A 21,585-nucleotide genomic window follows, 5' to 3' on the forward strand; every position below is an offset into this window, starting at 1 on the left:
AGTCCGGGACCGGCCGTGTGCAACCGACCACCCGCACCCAGGAACAGTCCGGTTCCGATCGCGCCGCCGATCGCGATCATCTGCAGCTGGCGCGGCCGCAACGCCTTGTGATAGCCCGCATCCTCGACGTGCAGCGCGTCAGCGGGCGCCGACAACTCGGGATCGGGACGAACTGTCGCCATCGGTTGGTCTCCTCCGGTGACGGGAATAAATCGTCAATCAATGTACCGTCGAATATTGGCACGATCAATAGAGGTGTGAATTTGCCCAGGTGAGACCCCATTTCCCAGGCGCAGAGACTGGCGCGGCTTTGCCACCGACGTCAGCGGCCCGACCAAAACGCCGGCCGCGCAACGCGAATAGGGCTGCGGGCGGCCAGCAGCGCAACCACTGCCATGCCGACACGAAAGCCACCCAAGACCCGGACCACACCCAAATCCGTTGGGCATAAAAGTATTTCGTTGTCAACGACACCGGCTTGCTGCACCTCGGCCACCACAGCCCGGCGCAGGATGCGCCGGGCGTGAAAAAGCCGAGCCTAGACCGGCGGCCGATACGTGACCTCCCGAGTGACGGCTTCGTCGACCTGCTCAGGGGTCAGCAGCGCCACGGTGTGCGATATCGCCGCACCGGAAGCAGCCGTGCGGATGGCGAGTGCCGCGGCCGAAACCTCGTCCGGGACATCACCGATTACGAACAGGTCGTCCTCACCGAAAGCGAAATAGCAGACGTCCACATGGCCGCCCACACTCTCGACCATTTCGGTGATGGCCGCTCGGCGCGCGCTGCCGCCCTGCGCGAGCAAACCGCGCGCCCCCTCCGGTGAGTAGCCGACCCGCCACAGGTACTTCGACATGTCCAGTCGCCTCCTTCTCGCAGAACGATCTCGGCGAGACGACCCTACGGTCTCGCCGACCGCCGGGCGGCAACGTAGGAACAGCGTCCCAGCAATGATGCAGCAACGTAACAGTGGTGATGCCGCAACTGACATTCATGCGGACAAGTCGCGCGCACCGCAGCGGCTCCCCAAGTGGATCATGATTCGTCCAGACGGCCTTCCGATGCAAATGCGCCCGCCTCGGTGAACCGCTTGCCGCCCGCCCCGACGCGAGGGCGTGGGACCGACTCCGGCGCCTACCGGTTACACGGCGACCGCAGTCTTCGAACTGGCAGGCGGGTGCACGACGCCGGTGAATCTTCCGCTGGAGATGTCGTAGGTGTGCTGGCGCACGGCGTCGCCGGAGTTGCCTTCGATGGTGGTGATGGTGTTGCCGTTGCGGGCCACCACCACACCGATGTGACTTTGGCCAGCGAAGACGACGAGGTCGCCGGGGCGGGCATTCGCCATGCTGCTGTCGGCCCAGCCTTTGCCCACGGCGTCGGACCAGACGCTGGGCACGTAGTTCTTATTGCTCCAGTCCACGTGGATCTTGGATTGTTCCCAGACCCAGGTGGCGAAGGACGCACACCATGCGTCATCGATGTTGTACGGCCGGTTCACGTGGTTGGTTCCGGTTTCGGTGACGCCGAGTTCCGCCTCGGCGAATCCCTTGATGTTGTCGATGGTGCTGGCATCGGCGGGCGGCACATAGCTGTGACCCGACCACGCGGTTGTCAACGCCCTCGTGGTCCCGCCGTAGTAGCTGCTCGTCGGGTTGTCGGGTGCGGAGTTGTTGATGTGGTAAGCATGCCGCTGGATATCGGTCGCGGCATCGCGCATCCGCTGCTCCACCGTTGCAGCGGTGGAGGCACATGCGGTCCGTAGTGGGCCCTCCACCGATTCCGGCCAGTACTGATTGCCCGTAATCCTATCGATGCTCGGTCCGGGCGTCTTCTCTGCGTCTTCGATGGCGCCTTGGAGTCGCTTGACCGCTTTCTCGATGTCGTCGTATGCGTCGCCCGCCACGGAGTAGGTTCCGTAGGTCGAGCTGTCGACGCCTTCGTCATTGTCTTCCATCGAGGCTTTGATGTCGTTCAGCGCGGAGACGGTTTCATTGTGGCTGGTCGTCGCGATCGACTGGTTCTTATCGTCGATGAGATTCTTGTCCCGCAACAGTTTCACGAATTTCGGAGCCCTGGACGGCGTGCCCGCGCCAAGGTTGTCGACATTGGCCTGAACCGCCGCGTGAGTGGCACTGACGATGCCTTTGAGCGTGTCCGATGCGTAACCGGGAACGGTCAGCGACGGGATGATTCGATAGTGATCAACGGTCGGGCTCATCGCAGCCCCCGATCATTTCTCAGCCGCGAACTCACGAACAGCGCCATCCGTAATCCTCTACGCGCCAGGGACATACGCGATTCGAGTATTATCCATTCCCAGAATTGGGGACGGTTTCGGTCACCACCCTCACTTGCTACCGATGGCTTCGTCGGGCGGCATCGGTCACGTGTTATCGCATGCCTTGGCGCGACGTGCAACGAGACCTGGATTCCGGACGAATGGGCACCGAGTCACCGACGAACCGTCGAAAGATCGGTTCGCTGAAGACCCAGTTGCGCTCATCAATGTTGCGATCGACAATATCTCGTATCTCACAGTGGCGCCGAAGACATTGACCATATATAGGAGAAAACCGCTGTTCAGAGGGCTCTTGCGCGGTACGAGCAATGAGATACGATATCTCGCAACAGCCGCTGGTCTCAACTTCCAGGAGCAATTGGTGGATCTCGAACTTCAGGACAAGGTGGCGCTAGTGTTCGGCGCTGGCGGCGGACTCGGCGGCGCGATCGCCGACGCACTCGCTGCCGAAGGCGCCAAGATCGGTCTCGCCGACATCAACAAGCAGGCGTTGGACGCGGCCACTGAGCGAGTCGGCGCGCAAACCGATACCGCAGCCGTTCAGTGGGACCTGAGCGATCTCGATTCCATCCCGGACAACATCGCCGCTGTCGAGGACAAGCTCGGACCGATCGACATTGTTGTCAATATGACCGGCGGCCCGCCGCCGACCGCGATCTCCGGCCAGCGCCGGTCGGCCTGGTCGGAGCACTTCGAAGCGATGGTGCTCTCGGTCATCGGGATCGTCGACGCCGTCGTACCGGGTATGCGTGAACGTGGCTGGGGTCGCATCATCACCAGTACGTCCAGCGGCGTCGTTGCCCCGATCCCCAACCTCGGACTCTCGAACGCGCTTCGCTCCACATTGGTGGGCTGGAACAAAACCCTGGCGCGTGAGGTCGGCCCCTACGGCATCACGAGCAACATCATCATTCCGGGCCGGATCGCGACTGCCCGAATCACCCAACTCGACACGGCCAAGGCCACTCGCGAGGGCCGGTCGGTCGAAGACGTCGCGGCCGAGAGTGTCGCCTCGATCCCGGTCGGCCGCTACGGCCGCCCGTCGGAGTACGCGGACTTGGTTGCCTTCCTGGCCAGCCAACGGGCCAGCTACATCACCGGCAGCATGATTCGCGTCGACGGCGGCCTGATCGCTTCCGTGTGAATCGCAACGGTGCTGCATCGAAAGGAACCGTCAACCGAATGAACGCCGCACTCGATCTCGCCCGGCCAGCGGCACGACTCGCCGAGATCACCCCCTCTTCGATTCGCGCGATCTTCGATCGTGCCAGCGAATTGGAACGCACCGGGGAACGCGTTATCCACTTGGAAATCGGACGCCCGGACTTCGATACACCCGACGTCGCAAAGCAGCACGCGATCCAAGCGATCGCGGATGGCAAGGTCCACTACGGCCCCAACTCCGGACTGCTGGAGCTCCGCGAGGCGCTGTCACGGTATCTCGGCCGCCGACACGGTCTGCGCTACCGCCCGGAGGACGAGCTGCTGGTGACGATCGGCGCCAACGAGGCGGTCTTCCTCGCCATGATGGCGTTCTGCGGGCCAGGCGACGAGGTCGTGGTTCCGGTTCCGGCATGGTCGGCCTATGTCGCCTGCGTGCGGTTGGCCGGGGCCACCCCGGTATTGCTGCCACTGCGTGCGGAGAACGGCTATCAGGTGGACCCCGATGAGCTGGCATCCGTTATCACCCCGCGGACCCGCATGGTGGTGTTGTGCACGCCACACAACCCGACCGGCGCCGTGACGGATCCGGAGCGGTTGGCGCAGATCGGCGAAGCTCTGCACAATACGCGTGCCCTGCTGCTGTCGGATGAGATCTACGGCGAGCTCGTCTACACCGGCCATCGGCACGTCTCCCCCGCATCGCTCGGCGGCCTGCGGCACCGCACATTGGTCGTCGGCGGGTTCGCCAAGGCCTATGCCATGGACGGCTGGCGTCTGGGGTGGCTGGCGGGGCCGCCGGAACTGATCCGACCCGCATTGCGGATCCGCCAGTTCACCACCATCTGCCCGACAACGTTCGCCCAGCTCGGCGCCGCCGCCGCACTCGAGGAAGCCGACGCCGACCGAGAAGCGATGCGCCAGGAATTCGAGCGCCGTCGCAGTGCGGCGCTGGATCTGCTCACGCAGCAGAATCTGCTGTCACCCGGTCAGCCACACGGGACGTTCTACCTGTACCTCTCCTACCCCGAACGGCTCGGGCCATCCGACGAGATCGCGTGGGAGCTGCTCGAAGAACACCGCGTCGCGGTCGTGCCCGGTACCGCTTTCGGGGCGGACAGCGGCAAGCACGCGCTACGAATCTCCTACGCCTGCGGCATCGAAGACCTCCGCGAAGGTTTGACCCGAGTCATCACCGCAATGGCCGACCGCGGCGGCAGTCGGTCAGGTTGAGCCGAGAAGCAGACCACATAGCTGTTCTTCTTCAGGCCGCAACACAGCCGACGCTCGGTGATCCGACCCACCGAAGGAATAACCGCCGCTATTCGGGGCACTGGATTGGGCAACCGAACAGCACATGCCGGATTCGCCGACGGCCTGTGCTGTTCGCGCTGTGGCTGATGCTCAGGGGTTGAGCTCCGGCTGGCCGTCGTCTGCCACCGGCCGCGCGGCGAGCACGATCGCCATCACGTGCAACACGTGCTCCGACATCAGCTCCCCCGCCTTTTCGGCCTGCCCGGCGAGAATCGCCTGCGCAATCGCGACGTGCTCATGGGCGCAGTTGATCGAGTCCTGCGAGGGCGGAACGTCGCGCTCTCGGAGAACCGAGGTCAGTACGAGTGAATCGTCGACGGCCTCGGCGAGCACCGAATTCCCGCTCGCCTGCGCGATGGCGCGATGAAACGACCGGTCGTGGCCGCGGAAGGTCGTGGCATCGTGCGCCTCGGCGGCCTTCACGGACTTGTGTGCCAGCATCACGAACTGTTCCCGCGCCTGCGCGTCCGCGCGATTGGCGGCGTAGAAGCTCGAACTGCGTTCGATCCCAGCGCGGAACTCATAGGCATCGCGAATGCCTCGGATCGACGGGCGGACAACTCGCAGCCCACGCTCACACGGTTCGACAAGACCGACATGCCGCAGTCGGAGCAACGCTTCGCGGACGGGCGTCTTGCTGACATTCAGCATCGACGCCACCTGCGCCTCGCTGACCCGGCTTCCGGCGGCCAACGCCCCGCTGACGATGCTGTCCCGAATCGCGTGAAGTACCCGATCGGTCAGGTTTTCCGGCCGATCAATGAAGGGGAGCGGCGATGCGTTCATTGCCGTGATGGTATCTGAGATATCGACCGCGAACCAAGATGGCGTGCGCCGTTCAGGGCAGACGCGCGGCACCTGCTGTCACGGCGGGTCGGTCCGCCGCGGCGTATCGGAGTGCCGTGCCGTTGGTAGCGGCGGTCGGACTACGGATTCCGGTGCCCGTTTCGCCTACTGCCCCGTCCAGATAAATTGCTGCGCTACCCACTCCGACTGCTCGCCGACGGCAGTCGTATGGCGGTCGAATACGGCCCTGCGCGACCACCATTCGACGACGTTCGACAGACCCCGGCCCGGGGCTGGATACGGCAGGAGCTAGCTGGATGCGGCGCTAGCATGCCGCGTCGGGATGTCATATTCCATCGCTGGATGGACAGCGCCCTTGCGATCTCTTCGAGCTACTCGATCAGAGGCTCTTCAGCGCGGTGAACTGGTGCTTCTTTCGGATGTCTCCGATACTCACGGGTTGATATACGATATATGGACAGTATCCGACTGGTCTGCCGGGTGACGGTACGCCGCTATTGGCGCACACCGGCGAGAAGAATGAATGGAGTTGGTGAGTGAGCCGCGGTGTATTGGTAACTGGCGCATCCCGAGGAATCGGACGAGCGGTGGCGGCTGCGTTCGCGGAGGTCGGCGATCGGGTTGCGGTGCATTACTCGTCGCGTCGCTCCGATGCAGAGGCGACGCTGCGCGGGCTGCCCGGCGACGGGCATGTCCTGGTCTGCGGAGATATCGCGAATCCGGCGGATGCCGCGGCGATCGTCGACGCGTCCGTGGCTGGGCTCGGAGGGATCGACGTCTTGGTCAACAACGCGGCGGTCAATCTGCCGCATCCGCTGCCGTCGACCGATTATGAACAGTGGCAGCAGGTTTGGCGCCGGACAGTGGACGTCAATCTGCTCGGCACCGCCAACGTCTCCTATGGGGTGGCGCGGCACATGATCGAGCGTGGCGTCTCCGGACGCATCGTCAATGTGGGCTCGCGCGGCGCGTTTCGCGGCGAACCCGACCATCCCGCCTATGGCGCGACGAAGTCCGCGGTGCAGGCAATGGGGCAATCGCTGGCAATATCATTGGCGCCCTACGGGATTGTGGTGGCCTCCGTTGCACCAGGGTTCGTTGCCACCGAACGGGTGGCGGATCGGGTCACCGACGAGGTGCGCGCACAAAGCCCCTTCCACCGAGTAGCCGAACCTGCCGAGATCGCCGCAGCCGTGCGCTATCTCGCCGCACCGGAGGCGGCATGGAGTTCGGGCGCCGTTCTCGATGTGAACGGTGCTTCGTATCTGCGGTGATGTATCGGATCAGGTCACACGGTTCATCGCAGACCTTCGGCGCGTTGGCCGGAGGCGAACTCCCTGCAGAAAGTACACATCAAATGACGAAAACAACGTTGTCCCGGGAAGCCAGCGGTGTCTACACCATGGCTCCCACCCCCTTCACCGATGACGGCGCGGTCGACCAAACCTCGCTGGACCGCCTGATCGACTTCTATGCCGAAATCGGCGCGAACGGAACCACGATCCTCGGCCAGCTCGGCGAGGCCCCCAAGCTGGATCAAGACGAAGCCCTGGGGATTGTGCGCCGCGTCGTGAAACGGGCGCAGTTTCCGGTCGTGGTCGGAGTCTCGGCACCGGGATTCGCGTCGATGCGTTGGGTGAGCTCGGCGGCGATGGACGCGGGGGCCGCTGGCGTCATGGTCGCGCCACCCCCGTCGCTGCGCACCGACGACCAGATCGTCAACTACTACGCCGACACGGTCGAAGCGATCGGCGCCGACGTGCCGTTCGTCATCCAGGACTACCCACTCACCTTCTCGGTTCAGATGACCCCCGCGGTGATCCGGCGCATCGTCGCCGACCACCCGAGCTGTGTGATGCTCAAACACGAGGACTGGCCGGGCCTCGAGAAGATCACGGCATTGCGCGGCTTCGAGGCAAACGGATCGATGCCGCATATTTCCATCCTGTGCGGCAATGGCGGGCTGTTCCTGGATTTCGAAACCGAACGCGGCGCCGACGGCGCCATGACCGGCTACTGCTTTCCGGAGCTCCTGGTCGACGTCGTGCGACTGACTGCCGCGGGAGACCGCGACGCCGCCCACGATCTGTTCGATGCCCACCTGCCGCTGATCCGCTACGAGCAACAGCCCGGCGTTGGGCTCGCCGTGCGCAAGTATGTCCTGGCGCGGCGCGGCATTCTCGCCAGCGCCGCACAACGCCGTCCGTCCACAGCGCTCAGCGAGCGAGCCCGGGCCGAAGTCGACTACCTGCTCGCCAGGACAGCTCGCTACGACGGCCGCGCGCAGCTCGGCTGAGCGTCGGAGCCTCGTTCACCGGGCAGTTGGTGACATGGACGTTCTCGCGCTACACGGCGGTGCCAGAGCAGTGCCAGCGAGAGGCTGGCCAGCGCGCGCAACGCGCTGGGTGCGACTCCCTTGCGCTCTTGGCCGCAGAACTCGTGCGCCCATTCCCCGTGAATTCAATGTGGGAGCATCTGTCATCTGATTGTATCTGCTCTCAGATGGACGTAGGCTGACTACATGAACCGACAGGCGTCTATGTCGGCGGCCCCAGGACCGGCGGGTCACAACGTCGCCGGGCTGGGCTCCACCCAGTCGGAGGTGTTTACAGCGGCACGAGTGGAGACGCGCCCGACCCGCATCGGGAAGGACAACGGCGTCGTATGGCCGGCGCATGATGCGCGACCACTGCCACCAACGAAGGAGTGAAATGACATGAACGACCAGCATGCCGAAACCTCGATCGTCGCCGACTATGTTGTCGTCGGTACCGGATCGGCTGGCTCGATCATCACAGAACGGCTCAGCGCCAACTCCCGCAATCGGGTCGTGGTGTTGGAGGCCGGTGGAAAAGACACCGACCGGCGTATTCACATGCCGGTCACCTGGTTGCAGCTGTTCGGCAGTGACGTCGATTGGAACTATTCGACCGAGCCGCAGTCCGAGTTGGACGGGCGACGGATCCATTGGCCGCGCGGTAAAACCCTGGGCGGCTCGTCTTCGATGAACGCGATGATGTGGGTGCGCGGGTTTGCGGCCGACTACGACGAATGGGCGCAGCATGCTGGTGAACAGTGGTCGTTCAACAATATCGTCGGATACTTCCGCGCGATCGAGGATGTCCAGGCTGCGCGCGAACCCGATGAGGGCGTCGGCGGGCGGATGCACGTCTCACATCAGCGCAGCCCTAATCGTCTCACTGCGGCCTGGCTACAGGCGGCTCGACAGTCGGGCTATTCGACCGAGCGCGCCAACCTTCCGCAGCCGAGCGGGTTCACCCAAACGGTCGTCACCCAGCATCGAGGCGCCCGATGGAGCACGGCTGATGCCTACCTGCGGCCCGCCATACGACGGGAAAACGTCACCCTCATTACCGACGCCACGGTCACCCGCGTGAGGTTCGTCAACAAACAGGCCGTTGGAGTGGAGTTCGAAAAAGACGGCCGAATCCAATTCATTCGCGTCAGCCGCGAAGTGATCCTGTCGGCGGGCACGGTGAATTCGCCGCAGCTGCTGATGCTTTCCGGTATCGGGGACCATCGCCAGCTGGCGCGCCTTGGCATCGACACACTGCACCACGCTCCGCAAGTAGGCCGAAACCTCTGCGATCACTTGGTGTCGGTGCTCGGATTCGACGTGAACGAGCCGACGCTGGTCCGGGCCGGACGACCGTTGCACATCGCTGATTATCTGATCCGACGCCGCGGCATGCTCACTTCTCCGGCTCCCGAGGCCTACGGATTCGTCCGCAGCGACCCACGCCTGAGGCTGCCCGACCTGGAGCTGTTCTTCGGGCCCGGCCCCTTCTTCGACGCCGGACTCGGTGAACCGTATGGACACGACGCGGTGTCCCTCGGATCGATTCTCGTCAAACCACACAGCACCGGGCACATCACCTTGGCCTCGTCGGACCCGAAAGCAAAACCGATCATCGATCCCCGGTATTTGTCCGACAGTGACGGAGCTGACCGCGCCGCGATGATGGAAGGTCTGCGGATCTGCGCGAGGATCGCCCACGCACCGGCATTGAGCACCGTGCTCGGCACGATGGCGCGCCCGGTCGGCGCCACCGACACCAGCGAAGCCACCCTCGAACGCTCACTCGAGAGCGAATCCCACAGCATCTACCACCCCGTGGGCACCTGTCGGATGGGCAGCGATGCCGACAGCGTGGTCACACCGGAATTGGAAGTTCGCGGGGTGCGGGGACTGCGCGTCGCTGACGCCTCCGTCATGCCGACCATCATCCGCGGCCACACGAACGCGCCGAGCATCCTCATCGGCGCCAAGGCGGCAGATCTCATCACGACAGCCACGGCAGCGTAACCAGCCCGAGTCCGCTCACCATCTGATGCAACTGACATCAGATGGTGAGTGCTGCTACTTTTCAAATGATGTAACCAACGTCGGCGGACACGTCATCAGCCGTAGCTTCGCGGCTCCGCACATCTTGCCGAGTGAGTATGGAGACACCGATGAGAGACTACGACGGGAAAACTGCGGCCGAGCGCACCGCCGAGCGGCGCCAACGCTTGATCGACGCCGGTTTCGAGCTGTTCGGCGAACACGGCTATGCCGGGACGTCGATCCGCGCGGTGCTTCGCCGAGCCGAGCTGCGAGACCGCTACTTTGCTGAGAGCTTTCCCGACCTCGACTCACTGCTGGCCGCAGTGTATTCCCAACTCATCGAAGAAGAGATCACCGCGTGCCGTGCCGCAATCGACGCCGAGAGTGGTTCATCGGACAGAGGAGCCCGCGCGATGATCGCCGCGCTGGTTCGATCCCTGGAAGGGGATCCGGGACGAGCTCGAATCAAATTGCGGGAAGCTGCCGCCGGCGGCCCGGTCTCACGAAAGTGCCGGCAGGAGGGGCTACACAAACTCGCCGAACTAGTCGCCAGCTTGCTACCACCATCGAAAACTCGCTCAGCAAAGGACCAGCTGTTGCTGTCGGTCGGCATGGTCGCTGCCGCCGACGAATGGCTCACCATGTGGATCGACGGCGAACAGAACCTCACTCCTCGCGACGTGGTCAACCTCGTCATGACGATGTTCGACGCTCTTGCTGAACCAGATGCAACCGACGCCACCCACGACTGACCAGCTCGAGGGCGAATGCACGCCGAACCGGACCGGCGACATCACCCGATGACACGACGCCGCCACCCGTGCACGTCGGCATGTGGCACTGGTGCGGGGTTCTCCCTGCACGAGTGCATCCGAGCCATCTACAACGCCCCGAAGTAGCCGGATCCGGGGACGACAGATCCGGTGCGGGCCTATTGCTCCGCGGTTGTCGGCGATCCGGTGCGCGCAAACATCGTGTCGCGCAAGATCGCCGGTGTCGGCTAAAGCTTGGGAAAAGGCCCGGATCAGTGGGCTTTCGGCGGCCGTGCGCCACACCAGCGCCCACCGGCAGATCGGCGCGTCGCGAATCGGAACGAATGCCAGGCCCGGCCACGGGTAGAAGAGCGCGGCCTGTGCGGCGACGGCGGAAACGCCCCGTCCGGTGGCCACCCCACAACATCGGTCATGGCGCCTTGTGCCGCCGGTGGTGCGGATTTTCATCTCGCCGATCTGCATTTGCCTGAGGTTTGCGACCCGGCTTGCTCACACCTGCTGTGGGTGTTTACTGAAAGAGCGTCTCAGTTGGCCCACCCTCCAATGGCAGTTCGAGGTGCGTATGCCGGTATGGCGACTGCGTGAATTCCGCGACGATGATCTGGATCAGGCAATCGAGATCTGGGAACAGAGCCGGGCGATCGGCGAGGAGCCGGTGTTCGCGTTGGCGGAGGTGCTGGCGTCCGCGCGAGCAGGGCAGCCAGCGGTGGTGGCCGAGGTCGGCGAAGAAATCGTCGGAATGGCGGTTGCCCAGATCCAGAACGAGCGCGCCTGGGTCCTGTTGGTGGCGCTGGGTACGCAGTGGCGGCGGCGCGGTATCGGTAGTGCGCTGCTTGCCGAACTGGAGCGGCGGCTGCGGTCGAATGGGGTGCGGCGGATCTGCACGCTCCTCCCGCAAGATGCCATCGGGTCGGTCGCGTTCGAGAATTCCGGATATCTGCGCAGGACGGGTTTGGTCTACTACGAACTGCTGGAACCGTTGGCGCCCGCGCAGTCTTCTTTGCTGACCGAGCTGGGTGGGCGGCTGCTGCCACCCGGGTTGTGGCAGTCGATGGGCGGGATGGACCGGGAGAAAGAAATCATCGAACAACGGATCGTGTTGCCGTTGGCGAACCCGGATGTCGCGGAGCGCTATCGGGTTCGGCCGCCCAAGAGCGTGATTCTGTTCGGTCCGCCGGGCACCGGAAAGACCAGTTTCGCGAAAGCGGTCGCGTCGAGACTGGGGTGGCCGTTCGTCGAGTTGTTCCCGTCTCGGTTGGCCGCGACGGCAAGCGGCGGGCTCGCGGCGTCCTTGCGTGAGGTATTCGCGGACTTGGCCGAACTCGACGAACTTCTATTGTTCATCGACGAGGTGGAGGAGATCGCGGGCGCCCGCGAGGGGACGGCGACCAGCGCGGCGCACGGAGTAACGAACGAGCTGCTCAAGCTGATTCCGGCATTCCGGGAGGATTACAGCCGCCTGCTGATCTGCGCCACCAACTCGGTTCGTTCGCTGGACTCGGCGTTCCTGCGGCCGGGCCGCTTCGACTACGTGATACCGGTCGGTCCACCCGACGAACCGGCCCGCGCGGCGATCTGGCGGCGCTACCTCGGCCCCGTCGCCGAACACATCGACCTCGACCATCTGGTGCGCGCTACCGCCCACTTCACCCCCGCCGACATCGAGTACGCCGCCCGTGCCGGTGCGCAATCGGCGTTCGAACGCGCGATGCGCGAGAAGACGAACGAACCCGCCAACCTCGCGGACTACCTCACCGCCACTGCCAACACCCGCCTGACCTTGACACCGGACATCCTGACGGCGTTCGAACACGACCAAGCGAACTACACCAGACTCTGAGACCCGCCGCCTCAGTTCAGGCTCGCGGTCATCCGACGCCGATGAGAAGACGGCGGTCCGGCAGGTCGGGGCGCCGGGAGCTCTACCACGGGACTGTCTCCCCGTGGCGATCGAGGAATTGCAGGCCGGGGGCGCCGGCCTGCGCTTCGAGGACGTCAGCGACGGCAGGGATGCTCTCGCGGGGTGTGAGGGGCGCGTCGGGTCCGCCGAGCCGGGTCCGATTGTGGCCGGGGTCGATGAGCAGCTTGGTCTGACCGTCGTCGGCATGGCGGGTGGCGTAACTGCGCATCAGCTGGTTGAGCGCGGCCTTGCTGGCCTTGTAGAGCTCAAAGCCGTCCTCGGTGTTTCGCGAGATGCTGCCCTGCTCAGAGGACATGACCGCGACGGTCCCGCCGGGCTCGACGAGTCCGCGCAGGGCCTCGAGGGTGCGCAGCGGGCTCAACGCGTTGGTGGTCATCACTTCGGTGAACATATCGGTCGAGACCTCGCTGATCGGTAGATTGCCTCGGTCGATTGCAGCGTTGACGAAAAGCAGATCGAACCGACGGCCGGCCAGGCGCTCGGCCAGCTCGGCCAGCTGGACGGAGCTTGTCATCTCCAACGATTCGACCTCTAGCCGTCCGTGCGAGGCATCGGCATTCGCCTGCAGCTCGCCGCCGCCGCGGCGCGTCGTGGCGATGACTCGCCAGCCGCGTCGAGCGAGTTCGTTGGCCAGGACGAGCCCCAGCCCGCGAGAGGCACCGATGATGAGAGCTCGGCGGTCGGACGTGGTGGACACATTCACTCCTACAGGGTTCTTTAGTCTAGACGCAACGTTGCGACTAGACTACATGCCGATACCACCGATGGGTATGGTGTCTCGCATGCCCGCCGCGAACTCCCAGCCCCGCAGGGCGCATTCCGGCCCTCGACGCGACGAGGCCGCGCGCCTGGCTGTGCTTCATGCCGCCGACGATCTGCTGGTCGAGCACGGATTCGGTGCTCTCACCATCGAGGCGATCGCGCGTCGCGCCGGCGTCGCAAAGCAGACGATCTACCGCTGGTGGCCCTCCAAGGTCGAGATCCTGCTCGACACGCTCATCGAAGACAGCAACAAACACCTCGCCGTCCCGACGGAAGAGCCCACGGCCGAAAGCATCCGTGGCTACCTGCGCCGCTTCGCGCGATTTCTTGCCCGCGACCCCGCCGGCAAGGTCCTGCTCGCCCTCATCGCCCAGGCGCAGCATGATCCCGACACAGCCGAAAGCTTGCACAAGCGCTATCTCGGTCCGCGCCGTGACCAGGAGCGCGACATGCTCACGCGCGGAATCGACGCCGGCGAGATCTCGCCCTGCCTCGGCCCCGACGCCACGATCGACGCTCTTGTCGGTCCGATCGTCTATTGTGCCCTGACGGGGTCGAGCATCCCGCGTGAACTGGTGGACACCCTTGTCGAGAACCTGCTCAGGCCCCGCGGAACTCGAGTGTCCGCTCAGCAGCTCGCCGAGCCGACCAGCCAGGTACCGACCAGCGAATCACCGCAGATGAACGCGCCTACAGAAGGCGCCAGGTGACCAAACCGGCCCGCTGCCGAGACGCACGACACGCGGCAGCGGCTTGTCTGCTCCCTACCGGCTGATCTGACGCGGAACCGCCACCGCGACGAGTTTGTCCGGGTTGCGGATGGCGTAGAAGTTGGTGATCTTGCCGTCGACGATCTCGATCAGGAAGACCCCTTCCAGGCGGTCGTCGCGGTAGACGACCATCGCGGGGGCATTGTTGTAGTTGACCGTCTCGATTCGCAGGTTCGGCGTCCTCCTCGCGCTGTGGAACAGGTCCACGAGGCATCGGGCCACCTTCTCCGCGCCCACCACCGGCCGGCGCGCCGCGATGGCCTTGCCGCCGCTATCGGCGGTCCAGGTGGCGTCCGGGGCGAGGAGCAAGAGCAGGCCCTCGGTGTCACCGGTGGCCGCCGCTGTCATGAACTGCTCGGTGATCTGCGTGATCCGCGCCGCGTCGACGGGCTCGAAGCGTTTACGCCGCGCCTGCACGTGCGCACGGGCGCGGTGCGCCACCTGGCGCACCGTCATCACGGATTTGCCCACCGCTGCGGCGATGTCGTCGTAATCGAATCCGAATACCTCGCGCAGCACGAACACCGCTCGCTCGTCGGGGGACAGTGTTTCGAGCAGCACGAGCATCGCCATCGACACCGACTCGGCGAGCACGACGTCTGCCGACGCGTCGTGCTCGTCGAGCAGCAGCGGCTCGGGCAGCCACGGGCCGATGTAGTCCTCACGACGGCGCGCGCTGGCGCGCAAGGCGTTGAGCGCCTGACGGGTCACCAGCCGTGCCAGATACGACTTGGTGTCCCGCACCGTCGCGAGGTCCACCTCGGCCCACCGCAGATAGCTGTCCTGCAGCACGTCGTCGGATTCGGTTGCCGCGCCGAGGATTTCGTAGGCGATCGTGAACAGCAGCGGCCGCAGCGCGGTGAACCGCTCGGCATGCTCGTCGGTTGTCACGAGGAGGTGACCACCGGCGCAGCGGCGGCCGGCTGCTCGGGCCGCGGGCCACCCTTGGGCCAGATCAGGGAACCCGGCTTGCGGGCCTCGCGGCGGATCTTCCCTACCCCGATCCTGCAGGTCACCTCCTTGATCCGCGCGCCAATGCGGCCGCCGATGTAGAGGTTCACCGAGGTGTCGTCTTTGCGGGCGAGCTGTCGGATGCCGACGCGCCGGCCGAGGCTGATGCACGTCCCCATGACCGCCAAGTTGATCACCGCGGGTTCGGTCCCCGCAATGTGGCTCAGCACTGTGTTGGCAGCCTGCGCCCCGAGCGCCCCCGCAGCCTGGGAACTCATTCGAAGCGGCTGGCCCGACGGTGCGGCGGCGTCGCCGGTCGCGACGATGCGGTCGTCGTCGATACTGGTCAGCGTCTCGTCGGTGAGCAGTCGGCCGAGTGCGTCGGTCTGCAACCCGCTTGCGGCCGCCAGCTCCGGCACGCCGAAACCGGCCGTCCAGATGGTGAGTGCGCTCGGACGCACCGCTCCGTCGGCGAAGACGACCGCATCCGGCCGGACCTCGGTCACCACGTCGGCTTCGAGCACGGTGACACCGTGCCTGGACAGCCACTTGGCGACGTACCGGCGACCCGGCGCACTCAATGACGGCATCAGGGTTCCGCCGCATACCAGCGTGACCGTGCGTCCTTGTTCGGCCAGTTCGGCGGCCGTTTCGATGCCGGTTGGTCCGCCGCCGACCACGGTGAGCGGAGCATCGAGGGGCAACTCTGCCAGATCGGCGCGCAGCCGCTGCGCGGACTCGAATTCAGCAATGGGGAAAGCGAACTCGGCCGCGCCGGACACAGACGGTGTCGCTGCGGTGCTGCCGACCGCGTAGATGACATGGTCGTAGTCGAGCACGCGACCCGACGCCAGCCGCACCGTACGGGTGGCGGTGTCTATGCGCGCGGCGCTGTCGACAACCAACTCGATGCCCTCACCGAGCAGCGTGCCGTAGTCAATTGTCGCATCGCCGGTGCCGGATACGAACTGGTGCAGCCGGATTCGATCGACGAACTTCGGGCGGGGATTGACCAGCGTGATATCGACATCGGTGCGCATCCGCAGATGGTTGGCTGCAAGTGTTCCGGCATAACCGCCGCCGATAACGGCGACCTTGTGGCGTGTGCTGTGCTCAGTCATGCCCTCGAGACACCGCGGATCGCTGAAACATGACACGATCCGATGTGACGTGCGTCACTCCGCTCGAGCGGTTCCAGCCGAGCACCCGATGCGCCTTCTCGCTCGACGCGACACGGGTCGCCGGGTCGCCCGGCCGTCGGTCACCGACTACCACCGGGAAGTCACTACCGCAGCCGATCGCTGTCAGCCGTCGCCGAAGTTGGTGTCTGGCAGCGCGTTCGGATTCGGGGATGCCGAAAGACAGAAGTCGCCAGGCATCTCCCGGGACCATCTGGCGGAATCCGAAGATTCGCGGGTCGCCGCGGGCGAACATCGCCAGTGCGGGCCCGGTCAACGCATAACCCGCATGGTCCGCTCAGTAGAGCAGTGGGCCGAGCCGAGCGGCACAGTCGCGCGCTGAATCACGATGGGTTTCCAGCACGGTGAGGCGATTGCTCGGCCCACTCAGGCAGAGCGCTCCGGTCAGCGTGCCGGAGGGTTTGTAGATCGGTAGCGCGAGGCAGGCGATGCCGGGAATGAGTTCGTCGATGGCTGTGGCATATCCGCTCTCCCGGATGAGCTGCAGATCACGGGCGAGCGCACCGTGGTCGACCTTGGTGCGCGCGGCAATCCGCACCGGGGTGGCGACCATGGTCCGCCACTCCGTGCGGGAGGACAGCAGCAGCTTGCCCGCGGCGGAGGCGTGTAGGTGCCGCGCCAACTCTCGTGCACCCGGAATGGGGTGGTCCGGGTCTTCGCTGATCACTTGGACGGCGGCGGGTCTGAAGTTCATGAGGTGCACCGCGAATCGGGTCGAGCCGCGGAATTCGTCGAGCAGCGTGCGCGCTGCGGTGGGCACCACCGGGACGTTGATGGCGGTAGCGAGCCCGCGCAGGCGCGCGCCGAGAGCGAAACCACGCAGATCTGCGGTACGAACCAGGTACTCATCGGCCACCAGCGAATTGAGCAACCGGTAGGTCGTCGCCGGGGCGATGCCGAGGCGCTCGGCAATTTCCTTGGCGGTCACACCGGCTCCGCAGTCGGCGACGGCCTCCAGTATTGCGATCGAGTTGGTTACGGTATTCGTCCGCCGGGAATCCTTCATGCGTCGCCTACCGAAAGATCGTGCTCTGTAAAAGATCGGTCGGCAGCGGTTCGTCGTAGATCCCGATGCCTCGCAACCGATCCGGCGCGAAGACTCGCAGGCCGAGTGTGAAGACCGCCGAAGCCAGCAGCACGACGAGGTACACGGCTACCAGCACGATATTGTTGCTCTGCGTCGAGAATGCGGACGTGATCATGAGAGCGCCGAGTACGACTGCGGTAACAGCACCGAGAATCGTTATCCCCATACTAGATTCACCGATCCGACGCAACAGCGCAGGGGCGGCCAGGCACGCCGGAAGGTATGAGCCGAGGTATCCGAGCGCACTCAGTGTGAGGAAGGACCGTATCCCGTCCTGCGGTTCGGCTCCCGACAGCAGATAGACGACCGCACAACCGGCCACCGCGCCGACCGCCGCGACAATGGCGGCCGCGGGCGTATGGAACCGTGGATGCGCTCGGCCGACCGCAGCCGGGGCGATCCCCTCACGGCCCATGGTGAACAGCACTCGCACCAAAGCATTGACCGAGGCAACGGTGCATGCGAAGAATGATGCGGCCACGCCGAGATCGAGTACGGCACCGAGCACCCGGGAGTTGTCCTGAACGAATAGCTCGGTGACCGGCGTCGAACTACCCGATACCGCGTCGGGCGCGGCGGCCAGCGCCACCGCCTGCGCGCACACCGCGACCAGATAGATGACGGCCGCCGCGATCGGTGTCCATATCAACGTCCGCGGCACCGAACGGAACGGCCGGTAGGCCTCGGCGGACAGCGTGGTCGCACTCTCGAACCCGACGAACGCACTGATGGCGACGACCGCTCCCATAGCGAGATCGCCGGTGCCACCACGCCATGCGAATACCCGTCCGCCACTGACATCATCTCCGGATCGGGCCAGCAGGTAGACCATGAGAGCAAGCACCGTCACCACCGAAACACATTCCACCAGCAGGGTTGCCGAAGCCGAGAGACGAATCCCGCGCACCATGAGGACCAGCGCCACGAGCGCGGCGACCACCAGTAGTCCAACGATGGTGGCCGTGCCACCGAATCCAGCGAGCCCGGCGGCCACAGCGATCTGATCGAGATAGGTTCCCACCGCGATCAGACCGGCGACACTCACACACCCGTACCCGACAATCGCGGACCAGCCGACCGGCACGGCGACCACCGAACCGAGCCCTTGCGCGACATAGGTATACAGCCCACCGGTCACGGCCAGCCGCTGCGCCATCGGCCGGATGACCAGCGCGACGCACCAAGCCAGCAGCGCCGCCGCCAGAAATGCGGCCACACTCGCGGCGCCCCCCGCGGCGGCGATCACGAATGCCGGTGTTACCACGGCTGTCCCCGATGGTGCGATAGCTGCCACCGACTGCGCGAACACCGGCACGAAAGGTAACTCCCGGCGCGTCAATCCGCGGATCGAGGAGCGCCGGACCACCACGGGTGGACGCGGCGGAGCTGATCTCATCGGCCCTTCCTCCTACTCCGGATCTCGGGCGCGCTTGCGGCGCCCGTTCTGTCGATTTGCCATAGGGTCGCTGATCAGCGTTTCGCCGACGTTAATTCCGGTAACGCCGCTTTGTCGCGACTCGAGACAAAGCCGCTCCACACTTTCTCGTCCGCGGTCACCGTCGGATGCCGACGCCGTTACAGACCGCCGATAGCGTTCCGCGCTATCGAAAACCGAATCGCCCCGGGTCTCTGGATACCGACAAAGCGTGGGTCCGACCATCGGCCACCGCTGAGCTGATCACCCCAAGATCCGAAACCCGTTAGTAGAGAGATGGATTCATGACACAGCAGATCGATCGCGCCCCCAGCGCGACATCACCCGGCGACACGCCGCCCGATGGAATCCATCGGCTCAAACCGAATACGGTCGGCTTGGTCGGCGTGGTTTTCATGGCCATCGCCACCGCCGCGCCGATCACCGCCATGACCGGCAATGTGCCGTTCATGATCTCGGCGGGAACCGGGACCGGAACGCCCGCCGCATTCTTGATCGCCATGGTGGTGCTCGCGGTGTTCTCAGTGGGTTTCACCACCATGTCCAAACACATCACAGCGACAGGCGCGTTCTACGGATTCATCTCCTTCGGCCTGGGCAGGTCGATCGGCTTGGCGTCGGGGCTGCTGGCAACCCTGGCGTACATGGTGTTCGAAGGGGCGCTCGTCGGCATCTTCTCCAGCTTCGGCGCCGACACCGTTGCCGCGCAGTTCGGGGTGGACGTGCCCTGGTGGGTGTTCGCGGTCGCCATGCTCGCCATCAATGCGGTCGGCACCTGGTTCGGCGTGGCCGTCGCGGAGAAACTGCTGGTCATCCTGCTCGCAACCGAGTGTCTGGTGCTCGCCGTGATGGCCGTCGCGGTGGCGTTGCACGGCGGCGGGCCGCATGGGTTCTCCTTCGAGCCGCTGAATCCGATCAACGCCTTCACCGGGCCGTCGGCCGGCTTGGGCCTGTTCTTCGCTTTCTGGTCGTGGGTGGGCTTCGAATCGACCGCGATGTACGGAGAAGAGTCGCGCGATCCCAAACGGATCATCCCCAAGGCCACCATGATCGCGGTGGTCGGCGTCGGCGTGTTCTACGTGCTGGTGTCGTGGATGGCCATGTCCGGCAGCGGCATTGCTGAATCGGCCACGTTGGCCGGGTCGGACAGCCCCATGGATGTGTTCTTCAATCCGACTCGAACCTATGTCGGGCACTGGGCAGTCAGTGCAATGCAGTGGCTGATGATGACCGGATCGCTGGCCTGCGGTATGGCATTCCACAACTGCGCGGCCCGCTATCTGTATGCGCTTGGACGAGAAGGGGTGTTCCCCGTGCTCAAGCGCACGGTCGGGCGCACGCATGCTCGGCATGGATCGCCACATATCGCGGGGTTGGTGCAGAGCATGATCGCTGTGTTGCTAGTGGCCGGCTTCGGCATCGCGGGTAAGGATCCGTACACCGGGACCTACACGCTCCTGGCCATTCTCGGCACCATGGCGATATTGGTCGTGCAGGCGGCCTGCTCGTTCGCGGTGCTGAAATACTTCCGCAGCAATCACCCCGAGACCCGACACTGGTTCCGGACCTTCCTGGCACCACTGGTGGGTGGGTTGGCCATGATCGGTGTAGTGCTCCTGCTCGTCTTCAATATGGGCACCGCCGCCGGTAGTGAATCCGGGTCGCTGGTGTTGAAGGCGACGCCGTGGCTGGTCGGGCTTATTGCGTTGGGCGGCTTCGGATTTGCCGAATACCTCAAGCGCCGCGAACCCGCCCGGTACGCCCTTATCGGCCGCACAGTCCTAGAAGAGACACACGAACGCTGACCCCTCCGTGCCGCGCCAGGGCCGTTACTCCCGCATCGGGAGTAACGGCCCTGGCGTCCAGTTCGCGTCTCCGAGGCAGTCAACTGGGTCACCTGTCGGAATCACTCGCCTCCAGGACAAGCCCATCCGCTGAGTTCAGCGAGCTGCTACCAGACGTGTCCTTGAGATCGACGCCGGACCGTCCCAATCGCCGTGCCCCATTGATCAATCCCACCGCCACCTGGGCGGCCCGCTCGTACCCGAGACCATCAGGCGGATGGATGTTGGAGATGCAATTCCGCTCCGAATCCGCCCGCCCCGGCCGTGGCAGATGCGTCAGATAGATGCCCAGACTGTCCACAACGGAAAGACCGGGCCGCTCACCGATCAGCACCAGCACCGTCGAAACCCCCAGTGCCGCACCGATATGATCTCCCAGCGCAACACGCGCCTGGGTAGCGATCACCGGCGGGGCCAGGGTGTATCGCTGTCCCAGTGCGGCAACGAGTGCAGCGAGCATAGGCACACCATGATCGGCAAGCGCCCGAGGCGACAACCCGTCTGCCAAGACGAACCCGATATCCGCGCCGACCTTGGCAGCAGCCGAGAGGTCTTGTTCGACAGTAGGATACGAGATGGCATCGACCGATTCGCCGAGCAACCGACCGAGGTCCGGCCTGCGCAAATACTCCGAACGATCGGCTGCACGGCTGCGGACGTGGAACGGCTTGCCCAACCCGACCGCCGCGAGCGCGTCGGCAAAACCAACCACTTCGAGTGGATGATGCACCGCATCCCGTGCGGCCGCATGCGCGGCTCGGAAGGCGAGCACCTCCGCGGTTGCCAGCGTGTCCCCCATCCGGCCGAGCCCGATCCGGGCCTGGGTTGTCCGCCGCAGCTCGGTCCAGAAGTTCTGCGCGGCAATGTCTTCTGCACCGTCACTGCACGCGGTGCGAGGAGTCGCTGGCATC

General features: G+C 65.0%; 19 protein-coding genes and 1 pseudogene. 9 read left to right on the forward strand and 11 right to left on the reverse strand.

Annotation, left to right across the window (positions count from 1 at the left end; translation table 11 throughout):
• The 3 genes and pseudogenes from ACWEO2_RS39040 to ACWEO2_RS39050 form a co-directional block, all read right to left on the reverse strand.
• Nucleotides 1-182, reverse strand: a pseudogene (locus ACWEO2_RS39040) (amino acid permease); the annotation flags it as partial.
• A 356-nt stretch (nucleotides 183-538) separates the two neighbouring features.
• Nucleotides 539-856: a GYD domain-containing protein gene (locus ACWEO2_RS39045; RefSeq protein ID WP_355181947.1), complete on the reverse strand. Its 318-nt coding sequence runs from the start codon at nucleotides 854-856 to the stop codon at nucleotides 539-541.
• 285 nt (nucleotides 857-1,141) lie between these two features.
• Nucleotides 1,142-2,221 carry a CHAP domain-containing protein gene (locus ACWEO2_RS39050; RefSeq protein ID WP_452409962.1) on the reverse strand — a complete coding sequence of 360 codons (1,080 nt, stop codon included), beginning with the start codon at nucleotides 2,219-2,221 and terminating at the stop codon, nucleotides 1,142-1,144.
• A gap of 442 nt (nucleotides 2,222-2,663) precedes the next feature.
• On the opposite strand from ACWEO2_RS39050, the gene ACWEO2_RS39055 reads away from it, so the two are divergent.
• Together ACWEO2_RS39055 and ACWEO2_RS39060 are read left to right on the forward strand one after the other, a co-directional pair.
• Nucleotides 2,664-3,446 carry an SDR family oxidoreductase gene (locus ACWEO2_RS39055; RefSeq protein ID WP_452409963.1) on the forward strand — a complete coding sequence of 261 codons (783 nt, stop codon included), beginning with the start codon at nucleotides 2,664-2,666 and terminating at the stop codon, nucleotides 3,444-3,446.
• 38 nt (nucleotides 3,447-3,484) lie between these two features.
• A complete protein-coding gene (locus tag ACWEO2_RS39060) occupies nucleotides 3,485-4,696 on the forward strand; it encodes a pyridoxal phosphate-dependent aminotransferase (protein WP_452409964.1) in 1,212 nt (403 codons plus the stop codon).
• 171 nt (nucleotides 4,697-4,867) lie between these two features.
• Here ACWEO2_RS39060 and ACWEO2_RS39065 read toward each other — a convergent pair whose 3' ends face one another.
• The gene (locus ACWEO2_RS39065; protein WP_452409965.1) at nucleotides 4,868-5,563 is read right to left on the reverse strand and encodes a GntR family transcriptional regulator; all 696 of its coding nucleotides are present in this window, start codon (nucleotides 5,561-5,563) and stop codon (nucleotides 4,868-4,870) included.
• Nucleotides 5,564-6,120: 557 nt separating this feature from the next.
• On the opposite strand from ACWEO2_RS39065, the gene ACWEO2_RS39070 reads away from it, so the two are divergent.
• The 5 genes from ACWEO2_RS39070 to ACWEO2_RS39090 all read left to right on the forward strand — a co-directional run bounded on the left by ACWEO2_RS39070 (nucleotide 6,121) and on the right by ACWEO2_RS39090 (nucleotide 12,545).
• Complete coding sequence (locus tag ACWEO2_RS39070; protein WP_452409966.1) at nucleotides 6,121-6,858, forward strand: SDR family NAD(P)-dependent oxidoreductase; 738 nt, start codon at nucleotides 6,121-6,123, stop codon at nucleotides 6,856-6,858.
• 83 nt (nucleotides 6,859-6,941) lie between these two features.
• Entirely contained in the window at nucleotides 6,942-7,880 is a 939-nt protein-coding gene (locus tag ACWEO2_RS39075) for a dihydrodipicolinate synthase family protein (RefSeq protein ID WP_452409967.1), read from the forward strand.
• Nucleotides 7,881-8,300: 420 nt separating this feature from the next.
• Nucleotides 8,301-9,911: a GMC family oxidoreductase gene (locus ACWEO2_RS39080; RefSeq protein ID WP_452409968.1), complete on the forward strand. Its 1,611-nt coding sequence runs from the start codon at nucleotides 8,301-8,303 to the stop codon at nucleotides 9,909-9,911.
• A 149-nt stretch (nucleotides 9,912-10,060) separates the two neighbouring features.
• The gene (locus ACWEO2_RS39085) at nucleotides 10,061-10,684 is read left to right on the forward strand and encodes a TetR/AcrR family transcriptional regulator (RefSeq protein ID WP_452409969.1); all 624 of its coding nucleotides are present in this window, start codon (nucleotides 10,061-10,063) and stop codon (nucleotides 10,682-10,684) included.
• Between the two features lie 583 nt (nucleotides 10,685-11,267).
• Nucleotides 11,268-12,545: an ATP-binding protein gene (locus tag ACWEO2_RS39090; RefSeq protein WP_452409970.1), complete on the forward strand. Its 1,278-nt coding sequence runs from the start codon at nucleotides 11,268-11,270 to the stop codon at nucleotides 12,543-12,545.
• Nucleotides 12,546-12,627: 82 nt separating this feature from the next.
• On the opposite strand, the gene ACWEO2_RS39095 is transcribed toward ACWEO2_RS39090, so the two are convergent.
• A complete protein-coding gene (locus ACWEO2_RS39095) occupies nucleotides 12,628-13,323 on the reverse strand; it encodes an SDR family NAD(P)-dependent oxidoreductase (RefSeq protein WP_452409971.1) in 696 nt (231 codons plus the stop codon).
• 85 nt (nucleotides 13,324-13,408) lie between these two features.
• Between ACWEO2_RS39095 and ACWEO2_RS39100 the strand changes: the two genes are divergently transcribed.
• The gene (locus tag ACWEO2_RS39100) at nucleotides 13,409-14,098 is read left to right on the forward strand and encodes a TetR/AcrR family transcriptional regulator (RefSeq protein ID WP_452409972.1); all 690 of its coding nucleotides are present in this window, start codon (nucleotides 13,409-13,411) and stop codon (nucleotides 14,096-14,098) included.
• Between the two features lie 54 nt (nucleotides 14,099-14,152).
• Here ACWEO2_RS39100 and ACWEO2_RS39105 read toward each other — a convergent pair whose 3' ends face one another.
• Genes ACWEO2_RS39105 through ACWEO2_RS39125 form a run of 5 tightly spaced genes read right to left on the reverse strand, consistent with a single transcriptional unit; the run spans nucleotide 14,153 to nucleotide 18,791 of the window.
• On the reverse strand, nucleotides 14,153-15,049 hold the full coding sequence (locus tag ACWEO2_RS39105; protein ID WP_452409973.1) for an RNA polymerase sigma-70 factor: 897 nt from the start codon (nucleotides 15,047-15,049) through the stop codon (nucleotides 14,153-14,155).
• On the reverse strand, nucleotides 15,046-16,230 hold the full coding sequence (locus ACWEO2_RS39110; protein ID WP_452409974.1) for an NAD(P)/FAD-dependent oxidoreductase: 1,185 nt from the start codon (nucleotides 16,228-16,230) through the stop codon (nucleotides 15,046-15,048). Before ACWEO2_RS39110 ends, ACWEO2_RS39105 begins: the two co-directional genes overlap by 4 nt.
• A complete protein-coding gene (locus ACWEO2_RS39115; RefSeq protein WP_452410013.1) occupies nucleotides 16,223-16,543 on the reverse strand; it encodes a hypothetical protein in 321 nt (106 codons plus the stop codon). Before ACWEO2_RS39115 ends, ACWEO2_RS39110 begins: the two co-directional genes overlap by 8 nt.
• A gap of 42 nt (nucleotides 16,544-16,585) precedes the next feature.
• Complete coding sequence (locus ACWEO2_RS39120) at nucleotides 16,586-17,314, reverse strand: IclR family transcriptional regulator (RefSeq protein ID WP_452409975.1); 729 nt, start codon at nucleotides 17,312-17,314, stop codon at nucleotides 16,586-16,588.
• A 7-nt stretch (nucleotides 17,315-17,321) separates the two neighbouring features.
• Entirely contained in the window at nucleotides 17,322-18,791 is a 1,470-nt protein-coding gene (locus ACWEO2_RS39125; protein WP_452409976.1) for an APC family permease, read from the reverse strand.
• A gap of 323 nt (nucleotides 18,792-19,114) precedes the next feature.
• Between ACWEO2_RS39125 and ACWEO2_RS39130 the strand changes: the two genes are divergently transcribed.
• Nucleotides 19,115-20,635, forward strand: a complete 1,521-nt coding sequence (locus ACWEO2_RS39130; protein ID WP_452409977.1) for an APC family permease — start codon at nucleotides 19,115-19,117, stop codon at nucleotides 20,633-20,635.
• Between the two features lie 88 nt (nucleotides 20,636-20,723).
• Here the strand turns inward: ACWEO2_RS39130 and eutC are convergent, their stop codons facing one another.
• Nucleotides 20,724-21,584, reverse strand: coding sequence for an ethanolamine ammonia-lyase subunit EutC (eutC, locus tag ACWEO2_RS39135; protein ID WP_452409978.1), 861 nt, complete (start codon nucleotides 21,582-21,584; stop codon nucleotides 20,724-20,726).
• Between the last annotated feature and the right edge of the window lies 1 nt (nucleotide 21,585).

The organism is Nocardia sp. NPDC004278, from assembly GCF_053602975.1.